The sequence below is a fragment of the Paraburkholderia sp. PGU19 genome (genome assembly GCF_013426915.1).
Classification (GTDB): domain Bacteria; phylum Pseudomonadota; class Gammaproteobacteria; order Burkholderiales; family Burkholderiaceae; genus Paraburkholderia.
In genome coordinates, this window is sequence record NZ_AP023180.1 from 820,975 (window position 1) to 835,342 (window position 14,368).

General features: G+C 65.6%; 14 protein-coding genes. 10 read left to right on the top strand and 4 right to left on the bottom strand.

Features of this window, described 5'->3' with window-relative positions; genetic code table 11:
- Nucleotides 1-135 precede the first annotated feature (135 nt).
- Together H1204_RS21280 and H1204_RS21285 are read right to left on the bottom strand one after the other, a co-directional pair.
- Complete coding sequence (locus H1204_RS21280; RefSeq protein WP_180732615.1) at nucleotides 136-1,359, bottom strand: porin; 1,224 nt, start codon at nucleotides 1,357-1,359, stop codon at nucleotides 136-138.
- A gap of 264 nt (nucleotides 1,360-1,623) precedes the next feature.
- The gene (locus tag H1204_RS21285) at nucleotides 1,624-2,547 is read right to left on the bottom strand and encodes a dihydrodipicolinate synthase family protein (protein ID WP_180732616.1); all 924 of its coding nucleotides are present in this window, start codon (nucleotides 2,545-2,547) and stop codon (nucleotides 1,624-1,626) included.
- Nucleotides 2,548-2,754: 207 nt separating this feature from the next.
- Between H1204_RS21285 and H1204_RS21290 the strand changes: the two genes are divergently transcribed.
- Together H1204_RS21290 and H1204_RS21295 are read left to right on the top strand one after the other, a co-directional pair.
- Nucleotides 2,755-3,060, top strand: coding sequence for an antibiotic biosynthesis monooxygenase (locus tag H1204_RS21290; RefSeq protein ID WP_180732618.1), 306 nt, complete (start codon nucleotides 2,755-2,757; stop codon nucleotides 3,058-3,060).
- Nucleotides 3,061-3,105: 45 nt separating this feature from the next.
- Entirely contained in the window at nucleotides 3,106-3,492 is a 387-nt protein-coding gene (locus tag H1204_RS21295) for a DUF488 family protein (RefSeq protein WP_007587654.1), read from the top strand.
- Between the two features lie 26 nt (nucleotides 3,493-3,518).
- Here the strand turns inward: H1204_RS21295 and H1204_RS21300 are convergent, their stop codons facing one another.
- Both H1204_RS21300 and H1204_RS21305 read right to left on the bottom strand, forming a co-directional pair.
- On the bottom strand, nucleotides 3,519-4,232 hold the full coding sequence (locus H1204_RS21300) for an SDR family oxidoreductase (RefSeq protein WP_180732619.1): 714 nt from the start codon (nucleotides 4,230-4,232) through the stop codon (nucleotides 3,519-3,521).
- Nucleotides 4,233-4,271: 39 nt separating this feature from the next.
- A complete protein-coding gene (locus H1204_RS21305; protein ID WP_180732620.1) occupies nucleotides 4,272-4,835 on the bottom strand; it encodes an ester cyclase in 564 nt (187 codons plus the stop codon).
- Between the two features lie 110 nt (nucleotides 4,836-4,945).
- On the opposite strand from H1204_RS21305, the gene H1204_RS21310 reads away from it, so the two are divergent.
- The 8 genes from H1204_RS21310 to H1204_RS21345 all read left to right on the top strand — a co-directional run bounded on the left by H1204_RS21310 (nucleotide 4,946) and on the right by H1204_RS21345 (nucleotide 14,366).
- Entirely contained in the window at nucleotides 4,946-5,860 is a 915-nt protein-coding gene (locus tag H1204_RS21310; protein WP_180732622.1) for a LysR family transcriptional regulator, read from the top strand.
- A 203-nt stretch (nucleotides 5,861-6,063) separates the two neighbouring features.
- On the top strand, nucleotides 6,064-6,333 hold the full coding sequence (locus H1204_RS21315) for a hypothetical protein (protein WP_180732623.1): 270 nt from the start codon (nucleotides 6,064-6,066) through the stop codon (nucleotides 6,331-6,333).
- Between the two features lie 384 nt (nucleotides 6,334-6,717).
- A complete protein-coding gene (locus H1204_RS21320) occupies nucleotides 6,718-8,391 on the top strand; it encodes a methyl-accepting chemotaxis protein (protein ID WP_180732625.1) in 1,674 nt (557 codons plus the stop codon).
- Nucleotides 8,392-8,437: 46 nt separating this feature from the next.
- On the top strand, nucleotides 8,438-8,932 hold the full coding sequence (locus tag H1204_RS21325) for a chemotaxis protein CheW (protein WP_180732626.1): 495 nt from the start codon (nucleotides 8,438-8,440) through the stop codon (nucleotides 8,930-8,932).
- Nucleotides 8,929-10,374, top strand: a complete 1,446-nt coding sequence (locus tag H1204_RS21330) for a CheR family methyltransferase (protein WP_180732628.1) — start codon at nucleotides 8,929-8,931, stop codon at nucleotides 10,372-10,374. The genes H1204_RS21325 and H1204_RS21330 overlap by 4 nt, the downstream gene beginning before the upstream one ends.
- Entirely contained in the window at nucleotides 10,355-11,065 is a 711-nt protein-coding gene (locus H1204_RS21335) for a chemotaxis protein CheW (protein ID WP_180732629.1), read from the top strand. Before H1204_RS21330 ends, H1204_RS21335 begins: the two co-directional genes overlap by 20 nt.
- Entirely contained in the window at nucleotides 11,062-13,365 is a 2,304-nt protein-coding gene (locus H1204_RS21340) for a hybrid sensor histidine kinase/response regulator (protein WP_180732631.1), read from the top strand. The genes H1204_RS21335 and H1204_RS21340 overlap by 4 nt, the downstream gene beginning before the upstream one ends.
- The gene (locus H1204_RS21345; protein WP_180732632.1) at nucleotides 13,362-14,366 is read left to right on the top strand and encodes a chemotaxis response regulator protein-glutamate methylesterase; all 1,005 of its coding nucleotides are present in this window, start codon (nucleotides 13,362-13,364) and stop codon (nucleotides 14,364-14,366) included. Before H1204_RS21340 ends, H1204_RS21345 begins: the two co-directional genes overlap by 4 nt.
- Nucleotides 14,367-14,368 lie beyond the last annotated feature (2 nt).

Genomic DNA, 14,368 nt, shown 5'->3' on the forward strand with positions numbered 1-14,368 from the left:
CAGGTTCCGAAAAACCCGCCCGGTCGCTTCATGCATCGGGCGGGTTTTGTTTTGTGCTTCAACTATCCCGGACACCCGATAAAAAAGGCGCCGCAAGCGCGGCGCCCTGTCCTGCTTCTGCAACTTCAACCAGCGTCAGAACCGATGCACGATGCCGACGCCCACACCGACCATGCTGCGCGATGACGAAGGCGTCGAGTTAAAGCCATCGCCGATCGTCGCCGTCGCGTTGATGATGGTGCGGCCGTTCGTGCCGAGCGTCTGGCCGTTCGCGCGCTGATATGCCTGCAACGCATACAGACCCGTACGCTTGGACAGCGAGTAGTACTCGGACAGGTTGACCTGCGAATACGACGCGTTGCTCGAGATGCCGTTGGCCTTCGTCGCGCGCGTGTAGGCGTAGCCCGTCGCGAAGTCCCATGCAGCCGTCGGCTTCCAGTGCAGCACGATGCCGCCCGAGTTCCAGATCGACAGGTCGTGGAAGCCCGAACCGATGCCCGGAATGTACTGCACGTTCGAATACGTCGCCGTGATGTCGAACTGGCTGTTGAACGTATAGCCCCCGCCGACGGCGAAGCGCTGCTGCGCGCGTGCCGACTGGTAGCCATTGGTCACGGCCGACACACCCGCCTGTGCGCCTGCGTTCGACGTCGTCGTATCGGTGCCGAACGTGCCGCCATTCACGTTCGAGTTGTTGATCTTCGAGAAGCCCACCGCGATGCCGATCGGGCCTTGCGAATACTGGACCGCCGTGCTCCACGTCGAGCCCTGATACGCGCTGCCCGGCACCCCGCCGAACGAATACGAGCCGCTGAACTTGAAGCCGTACAGCGTTGGCGACATGTACAGCAGCGTATTGTTCGCGCGATAGATCGTATCGAGACCGTCGACGTCGCCCGCGTGCGCGCCGTAGAAACCCGTCAGCCACGTCGTCGGGCTGTACGGCGACAGCAACTGGTAGTACGACGCGTACTGGCGGCCAGCCGTCAGCGAACCGTACGTGGCGTTCGTCACGCCGACGAACGCCTGGCGGCTGAACATCAGGTTGTTCGTCGACATCGCGCCGTTGTTCGCGCTGAAACCTTCTTCCAGTGTGAAGATCGCTTTCGTACCGCCACCGAGGTCTTCTGCGCCCTTCAGGCCGAAGCGGCTGCCCGCCCATACGCCCGTGACCATCTTGAAGGCCGAATGTCCGCCCGTGGTCGAACCGAGCGTCGTCGAGCTCGACTGATAACCGATGCCGTTATCGACGATGCCGTACAGCGTCACGCTGCTTTGCGCGAACGCAGGCGCCGCCGTCGCCAGCGACGCGCCGATCACCAGCACCGCCTTGACGCCTGCATAGTGTTTCTTCTCCATCCGTATCCCCTCCAGGGCTTGGTTATTGATGTTGTTGCGTGGTGTCTTCGCGCTTGCGCGCGCGTTCTTGTTGCTCTGTTCCTGTCTCCAGACCCGCACGGCGTTGCATCTCTATCGCCGGATGCGGAGCAGTTCATTGAATCTCCGGCTCACCCGTTGCAGTGTTGCGCCATCGCGTTGCAGGAAGTCGAAGTCGCAGCCCTTGTCGGCCTGCAGCACATGTACCTGATGCATCACGCTGCGCGGCGCATGCGTTCAAACCGGTCACGCGTACGCACGCTCGAACGCAAGCAGTTCACGCGCTGCCTGCGCAACGGCGGCATGATGCTCGACGGGCGTTTCGCTCAGCAGCGGCAGGATCGAACCCATGTCGGCGATACCGGAGAACGTGACGGCATCGTGCAGCACGCGGATCAGCGAGAGGTTGTCGCGCAGCGTTTCGAGCGGCATGAACGCGTCGTAAAGACGCTGTGCTTCGGCGTCGCGTCCTTCCTTCGCGGCGGCCAGCAGCCCCATCACGGCATGCGACGCGATGCAGCCGCTGCCCGTCGTCCATGCGGCGAGGCCGAAGTCGCGCACATGGGTGAGCGCGGGACGCTCACCCATGCCGGAGATCACCCGCGACGGGCTCACGCTTTCGAGCAGGCGCCGCAGGTAAGGATCGTTCGCCGGATTCGCGCGGACGATCGCGTACTTGACAGCGATCAGCGTGCCGCGCTCGACGAGACGCGCCAGCGTGTCGACATCCACATAGTCTTCGCTCTTGATATAGAGCGTGAGCGGCATGCCCGCTGCGTCGACGATGCGCGTCAGGCCCGCTTCGACACCCGCCGGCGTCGTGAACCCGGACAGCGGCAACACCATCGCGGTGCGATACGACGTCTGCGCGAGGATGCGCGCCTGGTCCAGCATCTTGCCGAAGTCCGGGCCGATGGCAGGGATCACGCGCGTGGTGGGCGCCGTGCTCTCCGACAGCATGTCGAGCAACTCGCGGTATTCGCTGACGGCCACGTGATAGAAATTCGCGTTGCCGCCGTACAGGAGCGTACGCACGCCGCCCGCTTCGATATGCCGGATCAGTTTCTGGTTGGCGTCGACATCGAGCGACAGATCCGCGCGGCGCGCGAGCGGCGGGACTGCCATCACGGTCGACGCGAACTCGCGCTCGACGATCTGTGACTCGTTCATAAGCTCTCGTGGTTCAGATGGGTGGCCGACAAGCCAGAAAATTAGCACCCGCGTCGCAACGTTGTCAAACAACTTATTGACGACTTGGTGTTTTCCATGAAATCGTTTGACAACGGTTCTGGCTTGTCCCAACGCGGGTCGCCATTGCAGTCGACATACGGTTACATTGGAAGATCGGCAGCAAGCCGCATCGAAAGGAGACAGACGATGATCAAGTACGCACTGTTCGCGCGATTCGAAGCAAAACCCGGCAAGGAAGCCGACGTCGAGGCGTTTCTGCAGAAGGGACTGGAACTGGCGAACCAGGAAACCACCACGCCCATCTGGTTCGCGCTGAAGATCGCCGAGCGGACCTACGGCGTGTTCGATGCCTTCCCCGACGAGGCCGGCCGCCAGGCGCATCTGGACGGTCCGATCGCGAAGGCGCTGATGGGCGTCGCGGACGATCTGTTCACGGGTCCGCCGCAGATCGGCCGCATCGACGTGCTGGGCATGAAGAACACACCCGGTTGAGCGTTACAAACAAGCGACCGCACAACACAAAGGAGACCCAAGCCCATGGCCATACGCATCGTTCGACTCGGATCGGAACGCGCGCCCGATGAAGGCGTGCGCATCGGCACCGTGCGGCGTCCGCCGCGCGGCGTGCCGAAGGCCGAGTTCGGCAGCCGCAATTTCTATGATGTCTGGCTGCCGACGCTGTCGCCCACGCCGGAACTCGTTCACGAAGCGCTGTCCGCCACGACCGATGCCGAGTGGAAGGACTTCGTGCGCAAGTTTCGCGCGGAGATGAATCACGGCGACGCGCCGAAGGTGCTCGACACACTCGCCGCGCTGTCCGCCACCGCGAACTTTTCGGTCGGCTGTTATTGCGAGCACGAAAACCGCTGCCATCGCAGCGTGCTGCGCGAATTGCTCGCCGACCGGGGGGCGACGCTCGCGTAACGAGCTTTCGTCAGCGGTCCAGGCGCTCAGGCGATCGCCCCGCCCCCGTCGACCAGCACCGTCGAGCCCGTCGCATAAGGCGTCGTCGCCAGATAGACGATCGCGTTCGCGACGTCTTCGGGCTGGCCGACGCGCCGTGCGGGCAATCGGTTCGCAGCGCCTTCGAACATGCTGTCGCGTGCCTCGTCGGTGAGCTTCGACCAGAGCGGTGTCGCGATCAATCCCGGCGACACCGTGTTCACGCGCACGGGCGACAACTCCAGCGCAAGACCGCGCGAGAGCGCTTCGAGCGCCGCGTTGATCGCGCCTTGCAGAACCGACATCTTGCTCGGCCGCACGGAGAGAAAGCCCGACACGAAGGTCAACGATCCGCCTTCGGCAATCTTCACGGCGCGCGCCACGCGGTAGGCGCCCCAGAACTTGCTGTCCATCGCCTTGTAGGCGTCGTCGAGCGGCAACTGGCGCACCGGGCCGGACGGCGTCTGCGCAGCTGAAATCACGACGTGATCGAACGGGTGCTGCGCGGCGAAGAACGCTTCGACGGCTGCGGCATCCGTTGTGTCGATCTCAGCCGTTTGCACACCGTGGCCAATTTCCTGTGCCGCCGCCGACAGCTTCTGCGCATTGCGCGAAGCAATCGTCACCTGTGCGCCGAGCGCGGCGAAAGCCTTCGCCGCCGCCGCGCCAATGCCCGAACTGCCACCGACGATCAGCACGCGTTTCGTTTCAAGCGAATTCATGTGTGTCTCCTTGCTCAAGAAAAGGAATGAATCGCGCCGTCACTTCGCGACGACGCCAAGCTGCTGCAAAAACGTCAGGTTGTCTTCGAGGTGCCAGTTTTCGGCGATCTGGCCGTTCGCCACCCGGTAAATATCCGTCGCGATGAAATCGACGTTCTGGCCCTGCCCCTGCACGCCCTTGAACTCGCCCGTGAAGTGGCCGTGAAAACGCAGATGCACGACGACACGATCGCCGCTGACCACCATCTGCTCGATATCCGCCTGCAGGTCAGGCACGGCGGCCCGCACGAACTTCGACGCGGCAAGCGGCCCTTCGATTCCCTGCGCGCGGCCTGGCGGCAACGTGCGATCGGTGAAGCCGGGCGCGAGCGCGGCGCGAGCCAGCGCTTCGTCGCCCGTGCTCCAGAACGTGTCGTAGCGGCGCGCGGCGAGAATCTGCGCGTCGCGCTGCGCTTTGGGCAGGCTGTGATCCACGGTCAGTTGATGCGGCTGAACGAGCGAGTCGTGCCCGACAGCGGCGAAAGCCGGCGCAGCCGCAATCGACACGACAGCCAGCACGGCGGACAGCACGCGGCGCAACGGGGAAGCAGGACGAAACGACATGATGGGCTCCTTGAAGAAAAGCAACTGATTGGGTTGATGGGTATGCTAGTCTTCGCGCCATGGAAGAAATACCGCTTCCAGATTGATGAATCCTTTCTTTTTTGAGAAGAATGAGCGACACCCGCATTGACAGCCTGCCGGCCCTGATTGCCTTTTCCCGCGTGGTTTCGGCGGGAAGTCTGTCGGCGGCGGCTCGCGAAATGGACCTGCCGCTGTCCGTCGTGAGCAAGCGGCTCGCGCAACTGGAGAAAAGCGTCGGCGTGCGGCTGATCCAGCGCACCACGCGCCGTCAGACGCTGACGGAAGAAGGCGCGCTGTTTCACGCGCGCGTGGTGCGCATACTCGATGAGATCGAGCAGGCGGAAGAACTGCTGTCGCAACGCCGCCAGGAAGTGAGCGGCCTGTTGCGCGTCACGGCGCCCGGCCAGCTCGGCCGCCAGAAGATCGCGCCGCTGATCGCGGATTTTCAGCGGCTTCATCCGCAGCTCACCGTTCAGCTGGAGCTGACGGATGCCGTCGTCGATCTCGTCGAAAGCGGCTTCGATCTCGCGATCCGCTTCGGCAGTCTCGCGGATTCATCGCTGATCGCGCGCACGCTCGCGCCGAACTTTCGCGTGCTGTGCGCGTCGCCCGCCTATCTGCAGGCGCACGGCACGCCAAAGCATCCCGACGATCTGACCTCGCACCGCTGCATCCTGATCGGCGACCAGCGGCGCGCGGAATGGCGCTTCGAAGGCGACGAAAGCATCGCCGTGCGCGTCGATGCCGCGATCGTCACGAATGACGGCGAAGCCGCGCATCTGTTCGCGCTCGCCGATGCCGGCATTGCCGTGAAGTCGATCTGGGACGTGGGCGACGACATCCTCGCGGGCAAGCTGCGCCGCGTGCTGCCGCAACATTCGATGTCGGCCGCGCCGCTGCACGCGATCTATCCGCATAGCCAGCATCTCGCGCCGCGCGTGCGCGCGTTCGTCGACTATCTGCGCGAGCGGCTCGCGCAGGCCTGGCGGTGGGAAGCGCTGTAGGCCCCGTCGTGCTCACGTCGCGCCGCTGCGGCTTGATGACTTCTTCATGATCTGTCGATAGCGCCATCCTCGTGCGGCTCCCACCATGTAAGCAGCGAACCCCGCCACGCCCGCCGCTTTGCCGAGGACGGCGCGAATCCCCGGCTTCGCCTTCCGGCCAGTCAGCGCTGACCGTACCCGCATCGTTTCGAAGGAGTCAGATCATGAAGACGCTTCGCATCGCGGCGACCTGTGCGGTCGCTCTGTCAGTGGGATATGTTGGGCACACATGGGCACAGGAACAGCAGCCCGCAGCCGTGCCCGTCGCGCAAACAGCGCAGGTTGTGGACGGCATGCCGGCTACGTCGGTGGGTGTGGGTCAGTCCGGACACGCGATGGGTACGACACGCTCCGAGGTCTATCAGGATCTGCTGCGCTCTGAGCAGTCGGGCGAGCAGCATCGGCTGAACGCCAGCCTCTATCACGGCAAATGAACGCCATGCATGCGACAGCGTCTGCGTTACGGAACGTTCTGGGCGACAAAGCCGCGCTCGCAAAGCCTCTTTATGCATTTTGCAGCAGCGATGCGACCGCACAGGGCGTTTTCGGGTTACGCGTGGGCCTCGCCTGCTGTGCTGCAACGTGGCGTCCAGGGTTGTCAGAAAAGGCGCAGCCCGGCCACGCCATGCTTGTTCTTTGCCGGAAACCGTCTAGGCTCCCTTTCAATACGCCGATCTGGCACAGGATTCGCGAGCTTTTTGGGATAATGACTCGCGAGGGAATCATGTAATTTCCAGTTAGCGTCGGCGTGGACCGTCCGGATGACGGCCATCCGACGCGCCGCCTCACACCATCAAACACCGGAAGAGTCATCGACAATGGCCACAGCGACGTCCCGTACCAGCGACACCACCCTGCTCGATGCGAAGCACGCGGCCCGTTTCACGCTCGGCAACCGGATCATGCTGAGCTTCGGCGCGCTGTTCGTGCTGATGCTGGTGATGGCCGCGATCTCATGGAGCCGGCTGCGCGTGATGGATGACGAAGCGTTCAGCATGGGCCACGACTCGGTGCCCGGCCTCTACCTCGCGACCAGCATGCGCGCGGCGGCCAACGAAGGCTATACGACGCTCGAACGGGCGCTCTTCGTCGACGGCAACGATGCCGCGACGAAGGATCTCGAACGGATACCGGCTCTGCTGCAAAAGTTCGATCAGGTGTCGGCCGAGTACCAGGCAACGCTCTTTCGCGACGTGGACCGCGAGCACTTCCGCGCCTTCCGCGCTGCCTGGGATCAATACCTGCCGCAACTGAACGACGCCATGCGCACCGCGCCGACCTCGAAGGCGGATGCGCAGTCCACCTTCGTCAAGCTCGCGCCCGCCTGGGAAAACGTGATCCGCGCGGCAAACGAGCTGGTCACCGAAAACCGCACCCAGGCGGACGATTCCGCGAAATCGATCCGCGATTCGGTGACGGGCACGGAAATCACGCTCGCGACAGCGCTCGGCATCACGCTGCTAGTCGCGCTCTACACGGGCTTCTCGCTGTACCGCGCGATCACGGTACCGATGGCGAGCCTCGTCGACGTGCACAACGTGATGCGCACGGGCAACCTGACGCAGCGCCTGAAGCTTGGCCGCCGCGACGAATTCGGCACGCTGGAGGACGGCTTCAACCGGATGGCCGAGGAACTGAACAGCCTCGTTGCGCAGGCGCAGAAGTCGTCGCTGCAGGTGACGACGTCAGTGGCCGAGATTGCGGCGACGTCGAAGGAACAACAGGCGACGGCGACGGAAACCGCCGCGACCACGACGGAGATCGGCGCGACCTCGCGCGAGATTTTCGCGACTTCGCGCGATCTGCTGCGCACGATGAACGAAGTGTCGGCCGTCGCGGATCAGTCGGCGACGCTCGCGGGGGCGAGCCAGAACGGCCTCACGCGCATGGAAGACACGATGCGCAGCGTGATGGAAGCGGCCGGCTCCGTGAACGCGAAGCTCGCGATCCTCAACGAGAAGGCCGTCAACATCAATCAGGTGGTCGCGACGATCACCAAGGTCGCCGATCAGACCAATCTGCTGTCGCTGAACGCGGCCATCGAAGCCGAGAAAGCGGGCGAATACGGCCGCGGCTTTGCCGTCGTCGCGACCGAAATCCGCCGGCTCGCGGACCAGACGGCCGTCGCCACCTTCGATATCGAACAGACCGTGAAGGAGATCCAGTCGGCTGTCTCGGCGGGTGTGATGGGCATGGACAAGTTCTCCGAAGAAGTGCGGCGCGGCATGCGCGACGTGCAGCAGGTCAGCGAGCAGCTGTCGCAGATCATCCACGAAGCGCAGACGCTCGCGCCGCGCTTCCAGCTCGTCAACGAAGGCATGCAGACGCAGGCGACGAGCGCGGAGCAGATCACCCAGGCGCTGTCGCAGCTGTCGGAGGCCGCGCAGCAGACGGCGGAATCGTTGCGCCAGTCGTCGCAGGCGATCGACGATCTCACGCTCGTCGCGAACCAGCTGCGCACGGGTGTGTCGCGCTTCAAGATCGAAGCGTGAGCCCGCTCGCGCTGGCAGGCCCAACACGGCTGATACGGTGACGGCGATGCTCTTCCTTGTGTTCGAACTCGACCGCGACCGCTATGCGCTCGATGCCGCCGACATCGTCGAAGTGCAGACGCTGACGGCCACCAAGGCGATTCCCGGCGCGCCCGCGTGGGTCGCGGGGGTGATCGAGCGGCACGGCGAACCCGTGCCCGTGATCGATCTCGCGCAACTCGCGCTGGGACGTCCGTCGCAGTACTGGCGCTCGACCCGGCTCGTGTTTGTCCATTATCGCGACACGCGCGACATACACGAACGCGGCGACACGGACACGCCGCCGAGGCTGCTCGGCCTGATCGTCGAACGCGCGACGCAGACGCGCCGTATCGAGCGCGAGCACTTCGCCGACAGCGGCATCGCGACGCCGCACGCGCGCTGGCTCGGCCCCGTCGCGAGCGACGAGTCCGGCTTGATCCAGTGGATCGACGTGCAGCAGATGCTCGACGACGACGTGAAAGCGCTGCTCTTCCCGCAACCCCAACCTCATACGCGATGAACGCCGCAACCGCTTTCGTGCCGCGCTTCGAAGCCTGGCTCCTGCGCGAGACGGGGATCGACGCGTCGTCGCTGGGTATCAATGCGGTGGAGCGCGCGGTGATCGAACGCGCGCGCGTGACGCGCCTCGGCCTCGCGGCGCACGACACGAGCATGACCGTCGATCCCACCGAGATCGAGGCGTACTGGCAGCAACTGAGCGTGTCGCGCGACGAACGGCAGGCGCTGATCGAAGCGCTCGTCGTGCCGGAAACATGGTTCTATCGCGATCGCGAGGCGTACGTCGCGCTGGCGCGTCTCGCGAACGAGCGGCTGGTGCGCGAGCCGATGCATGTGCTGCGCGTGCTGAGCCTGCCGTGCTCGACGGGCGAGGAACCCTACACGGTCGCGATGACGCTGCTCGACGACGGCATCGGTGAAAACCGCTTTACCGTCGATGCCTTCGATATCAGCGCGCGCGTGATCGAGCATGCGCGCGCGGGCCTCTACGGGCGCAATTCGTTTCGCGGCCATCCGCTCGCGTTTCGCGACCGGCATTTCACGGCGCTAAACGACGGTTGGCAACTGAGCGAACGCGTGCGCGAGACGGTGCGCTTCTCGCACGCGAACCTGTTCGACCTGCAGGCGGGCGCGCAGGCACCGTATGACTTCATTTTCTGCCGCAACGTATTGATCTATTTCGACCGTGAAGCGCAGGACCGCGCGATCCGTGTGCTCGATGCGAATCTCGCCAACGGCGGCACGATCTTCGTCGGCCCCGCCGAGACGGGCCTGATGATGCGCCACGCGATGACATCGGCGCGCATTCCGCTCGCGTTTGCGTTCCGGCGCAGCACGCCCGAGGAAACGGATGCGGCGCGCGCGGTCAGACCGCGTGCCTTGAGCGCGGCCAACGTGACGACGCAAGCCGCGCGTACGCCCGCGTTCACAGCGGCAACGCGCGCAACCACGAAACCGGCGCCCGCGAACCGGGTCCTCACTGCACCGCCCGCGCCCATGCAACAGCCGTTGCGAGCGATGCCGCCAACGCCGACGCTGCACCCCGCTGCGGAACCATCGCTCGCTGCCGCGCGCCGTCACGCCGATGCCGGCGAGTTCGACGAAGCCGAGCGCCTCGCGCACCAGCACGCGATCGTGCATGGTCCTAACGTCGACGCGTTCTATCTGCTCGGCCTGATCGCCGATGCGCGCGGCCGCAACGCAGACGCCGCCGACTTCTATCGGAAGGCGCTTTATCTGGACCCTGCGCATTACGAAGCGCTCACGCATCTGGCCGCGCTGCTCGACATCGGCGGTGATCGGGCGGGCGCGCAGAATCTGATGCAGCGCGCGCAACGCTCGGCGGCACGCGCGGCTCAATCGGCTCAAGCGCCACAACCGGCTCAGGCGCCGACGGACGATGCGCAACGTTCACAAGGATTCCATGCTGCACGACGCTCCTGATCATTCAAGCGCGGCCGTGCGCGTCGACGACTGCTGGAACCGCATCGGCACGCGCGGCGACAACTCGTGCCCGCGCCTCGTCGAGTATTTTCGTTGCCTGAACTGCCCGGTCTTCGCGCAAGGCGCCGCACAACTGTTCGACCGGCCTTTGAGCGACACGGACCTCGCTGCGCGTGCGGAGCCGGTCGGATCGCCAGCCGACGCGCGCGAAGCGTCCGCGCAGACACAGTCCGCCCTCGCCTTTCGCGTTGCGGGCGAATGGCTCGCGCTGCCGACGCGTGTGCTCCGCGAGATCGACGATGTCCGCGCGATCCATTCGCTGCCGCATCAGCGCTCGCGCGCTGTGCTCGGTGTCGTCAACGTGCGCGGCGCGCTGATCGTCGCGGTTTCGCTCGGCGAGTTGCTGAACATGGACCACGCCGCCGACACGAAGCAGGCCACGCGTAACGGCTATGCGCGCATGCTGGTCGCCGCGCACGACAGCGAGCCCGCCGCACCGCCCGTTGCCTTGCCCGTCGACGAGGTCGAAGGTGTGATCCGCTATGCGGACGCCGAACTGCTGCCCGTGCCCGCGACGCTCGCGTACGCCACCGCGTCGCATGCGCGCGGCGTGCTCGCGTGGCGCGGCGGAACTGTCGGCCTGATCGATCCGGCGCGGCTGTTCGACTCGATTGGCCGGAGCCTGCGATGACGGATGACGATCAATCGCTGCTCGAACTGTTCCGCGAGGAAGCCACCGTGCAAACGCGCGTGCTGTCCGACGGGCTGCTCGCGCTCGAACATCGCCCCGCCGACGCCGCCGCGCTCGAAGCCTGCATGCGCGCCGCGCATTCGCTCAAAGGCGCGGCGCGCATCATCGGCTTGCAGGATGGCGTCGATATCGCGCATGTGATGGAAGAGTGCTTCGTCGGCGCGCAACGCGGTGCACTGCAACTGACGCCCGCGCATATCGACGTGCTGTTGCGTGGCGTCGATCTGCTGATGCGCGTGGGCGATGCGAAACCGGACGCGCCCGTTGCGCGCGCCGATATCGACGGGTTCGTGCGGCGGCTGGCGTCGCCCGAAAGCGCCGCGCGTGAGACGGCTGACGGTGTTGGAGCGAGCATCGAGCCGGACGTCGATGTCTATGCGCAACTTCAGGCGGAACTTCAAGCCGAGGCGCTCGCGCAACGGCAGGAAGCGCCTGCAACCGATACACCAGACCTGTCCGACGCCCCCACGCAACAGGACGCCCATGCCTCGGCGCACACCCCCGACCGCATGCTGCGCGTGCGCGCCGCGAATCTCGACCGCGTGTTGAGCCTGTCGGGCGAAGTGCTCGTCGAATCGCGCTGGCTCAAACCGTTCGCGACGTCGATGCTGCGCATCAAGCGCACGCAGCGCGAAACCTCGCGCGCGCTCGACGCGCTCTACGACACACTCGCCGAACATCTCGACGATGCCGCGCTATCGGCGCTTGCCGACGTACGCACCGCGCTCAACAACATGCAGCACACGCTCGGCGCGCGTCTCGACGAACTCGACCAATACGACCGCAGCAGCGCCAACCTTGCGCAACTGCTGTACGACGAAGCGCTGCAATGCCGGATGCGGCCGTTCGGCGACGCGACGCATGCGTATCCGCGCGTGGTGCGCGATCTCGCGCGCTCGCTTGGCAAGCGCGTGAAGTTCGAGATCGTCGGCACGTCGACGCAGGTGGACCGCGACATTCTCGACATGCTCGACGCGCCGCTCGGCCATCTGCTGCGCAACGCGCTCGACCACGGCATCGAAACGCCCGACGTGCGCATCGCGCGCGGCAAGCCCGCCGAAGCGCACGTGACGCTCGAAGCGCGCCACAGCGCGGGCAGGCTGCTGATCAGCGTCAGCGACGACGGCGCGGGCATCGATCTCGACAACGTGCGCGCGTCGGTGGTCCGCCGCAAGCTCGCCGATGAAGACACGGCCGCGCGCCTGTCCGAACAGGAACTGCTCGACTTCCTGCTGCTGCCGGGCTTCTCGATGCGCGAGCAGGTCACCGACGTATCGGGCCGTGGCGTCGGCCTCGACGCCGTACATGAAATGGTCAAGGCCGTGCGCGGCACCGTGCGCATCTTCAACGACCCGGGCCGTGGTTCGCGCTTCGTGATGCAGTTGCCGTTGACGCTCTCGGTGGTGCGCAGCCTGCTCGTCGACGTGGGCGGCGAGGCGTACGCGTTTCCGCTCGCGCATGTGCGCCGTACGCTCGAACTCGCGCGCGCCGATATCGACATGCTCGAAGGCCAGCAGCACTTCGCGTTCGACGGCAAGCCCGTCGGGCTCGTCACCGCGCATCAGTTGCTCGGCGCGCAGGCGGGCGTGACGCGCGAATCGGTGTCCGTCGTCGTGATCGGCGACGAACGGGTGACGTATGGGATCGCCGTCGACCGCTTTCTCGGCGAGCGGATGCTCGTTGTGCAACCGCTCGATCCGCGCCTGGGCAAGATCCGCGACATCGCGGCGGGTGCGCTGATGGAGAATGGCGACGCCGTGCTGATCGTCGATGTCGACGACCTGCTGCGTTCCGTCGACAAGCTCGTGCGCGGCGGACAGCTCGACCGGATCGGCCGCGCGCACGACGTTGCCACGCGGCAGCGCAAGCATGTGCTCGTCGTCGAAGATTCATTGACGGTGCGCGAACTCGAACGCAAGCTGCTGGAAAAACGCGGCTATGCGGTGACGGTCGCCGTGGACGGAATGGACGGCTGGAACGCACTGCGCAGTGGAACATTCGATCTCGTCGTCACCGATATCGACATGCCGCGCATGGACGGCATCGAACTCGTCACGCTGATCAAGCGCGATCCGCTGTTCAAGCCCGTGCCCGTGATGATCGTGTCGTACAAGGACCGCGACGAGGACCGCCGGCGCGGGCTCGAAGCCGGCGCGGACTACTATCTCGCGAAGGGCAGCTTCCATGACGAAGCCTTGCTCGATGCCGTACGCGACCTGATCGGAGAGGCATCCGCATGAATATCGGCATCGCCAACGACCTGCCGCTCGCCGTCGAAGCACTGCGCCGCGTGATCGCGGTGCGACCCGAGCATCGCGTGCTGTGGGTCGCCGCGAATGGCGAGGAAGCCGTCGACTTCTGCGCCGCGCAGACGCCCGATGTCGTGCTGATGGACCTCATCATGCCGAAGATCGACGGCGTGGAAGCGACGCGCCGGATCATGGCGCGCACGCCCTGCCCGATCCTGATCGTCACCAGCAGCGTCGGCGCGAATACCTGGCGCGTCTACGAGGCGATGGGCGCGGGCGCGCTCGACGCCGTCGATACGCCGACGCTCGGCGGGCGCGGCATCGGCGAGTCCGCGCTGCTGATGCTGCAGAAGATCGACCAGATCGGCCAGTTGATGGACAAGCCCTGGGCGCCACGGCAAATGGCCATCGCGCCGCTCACCCGCGATGCGCAGCGGCTGGTGGCGATCGGCGCGTCGGCGGGCGGGCCGGCCGCGCTCGCGACCGTGCTGGGCAGCTTGCCTGCGGACTTTGCCGCGCCCATCGTGATCGTGCAGCACGTCGACCAGGTGTTCGCCGATGGCATGGCGGAGTGGCTCGACGGCCAGACACCCGTCGCGGTGCGCACCGCGCGCGAGGGCGAGTTGCCGGCTGCGGGCGTCGCGCTGCTCGCGGCGACCAACGATCACATGCTGCTGACACAGAACGGCGCGCTGCACTACACTCGCGAACCGGCCGAGATGCCCTACCGTCCTTCCGTCGACGTGTTCTTTCATAGTGTCGTCGAACATTGGCCCGGCGAAGCACTCGGCGTGCTGTTGACGGGCATGGGCCGCGACGGGGCGATCGGCCTGAAGGCGATGCGCGCGAAAGGCTACGACACGATCGCGCAGGACGAAGCGACGAGCGCCGTCTACGGCATGCCGAAGGCGGCCGCGACGCTGGGCGCGGCGCGCCGGATTCTGCCGCTGCGCGGCATCGCCGGTCAGCTGGCGGCGTTCGCGCGACGCTGATT

What these genes read in the sequence shown, in the direction of transcription:
- H1204_RS21330 (WP_180732628.1), top strand. Translation starts at nt 8,929, where the DNA reads ATGAACGCCGCAACCGCTTTCGTGCCGCGCTTCGAAGCCTGGCTCCTG.
- H1204_RS21295 (WP_007587654.1), top strand. Translation starts at nt 3,106, where the DNA reads ATGGCCATACGCATCGTTCGACTCGGATCGGAACGCGCGCCCGATGAA.
- H1204_RS21290 (WP_180732618.1), top strand. Translation starts at nt 2,755, where the DNA reads ATGATCAAGTACGCACTGTTCGCGCGATTCGAAGCAAAACCCGGCAAG.
- H1204_RS21335 (WP_180732629.1), top strand. Translation starts at nt 10,355, where the DNA reads ATGCTGCACGACGCTCCTGATCATTCAAGCGCGGCCGTGCGCGTCGAC.
- H1204_RS21305 (WP_180732620.1), bottom strand. Translation starts at nt 4,835, where the DNA reads ATGTCGTTTCGTCCTGCTTCCCCGTTGCGCCGCGTGCTGTCCGCCGTG.
- H1204_RS21345 (WP_180732632.1), top strand. Translation starts at nt 13,362, where the DNA reads ATGAATATCGGCATCGCCAACGACCTGCCGCTCGCCGTCGAAGCACTG.
- H1204_RS21320 (WP_180732625.1), top strand. Translation starts at nt 6,718, where the DNA reads ATGGCCACAGCGACGTCCCGTACCAGCGACACCACCCTGCTCGATGCG.
- H1204_RS21325 (WP_180732626.1), top strand. Translation starts at nt 8,438, where the DNA reads ATGCTCTTCCTTGTGTTCGAACTCGACCGCGACCGCTATGCGCTCGAT.
- H1204_RS21315 (WP_180732623.1), top strand. Translation starts at nt 6,064, where the DNA reads ATGAAGACGCTTCGCATCGCGGCGACCTGTGCGGTCGCTCTGTCAGTG.
- H1204_RS21285 (WP_180732616.1), bottom strand. Translation starts at nt 2,547, where the DNA reads ATGAACGAGTCACAGATCGTCGAGCGCGAGTTCGCGTCGACCGTGATG.
- H1204_RS21340 (WP_180732631.1), top strand. Translation starts at nt 11,062, where the DNA reads ATGACGGATGACGATCAATCGCTGCTCGAACTGTTCCGCGAGGAAGCC.
- H1204_RS21280 (WP_180732615.1), bottom strand. Translation starts at nt 1,359, where the DNA reads ATGGAGAAGAAACACTATGCAGGCGTCAAGGCGGTGCTGGTGATCGGC.
- H1204_RS21300 (WP_180732619.1), bottom strand. Translation starts at nt 4,232, where the DNA reads ATGAATTCGCTTGAAACGAAACGCGTGCTGATCGTCGGTGGCAGTTCG.
- H1204_RS21310 (WP_180732622.1), top strand. Translation starts at nt 4,946, where the DNA reads ATGAGCGACACCCGCATTGACAGCCTGCCGGCCCTGATTGCCTTTTCC.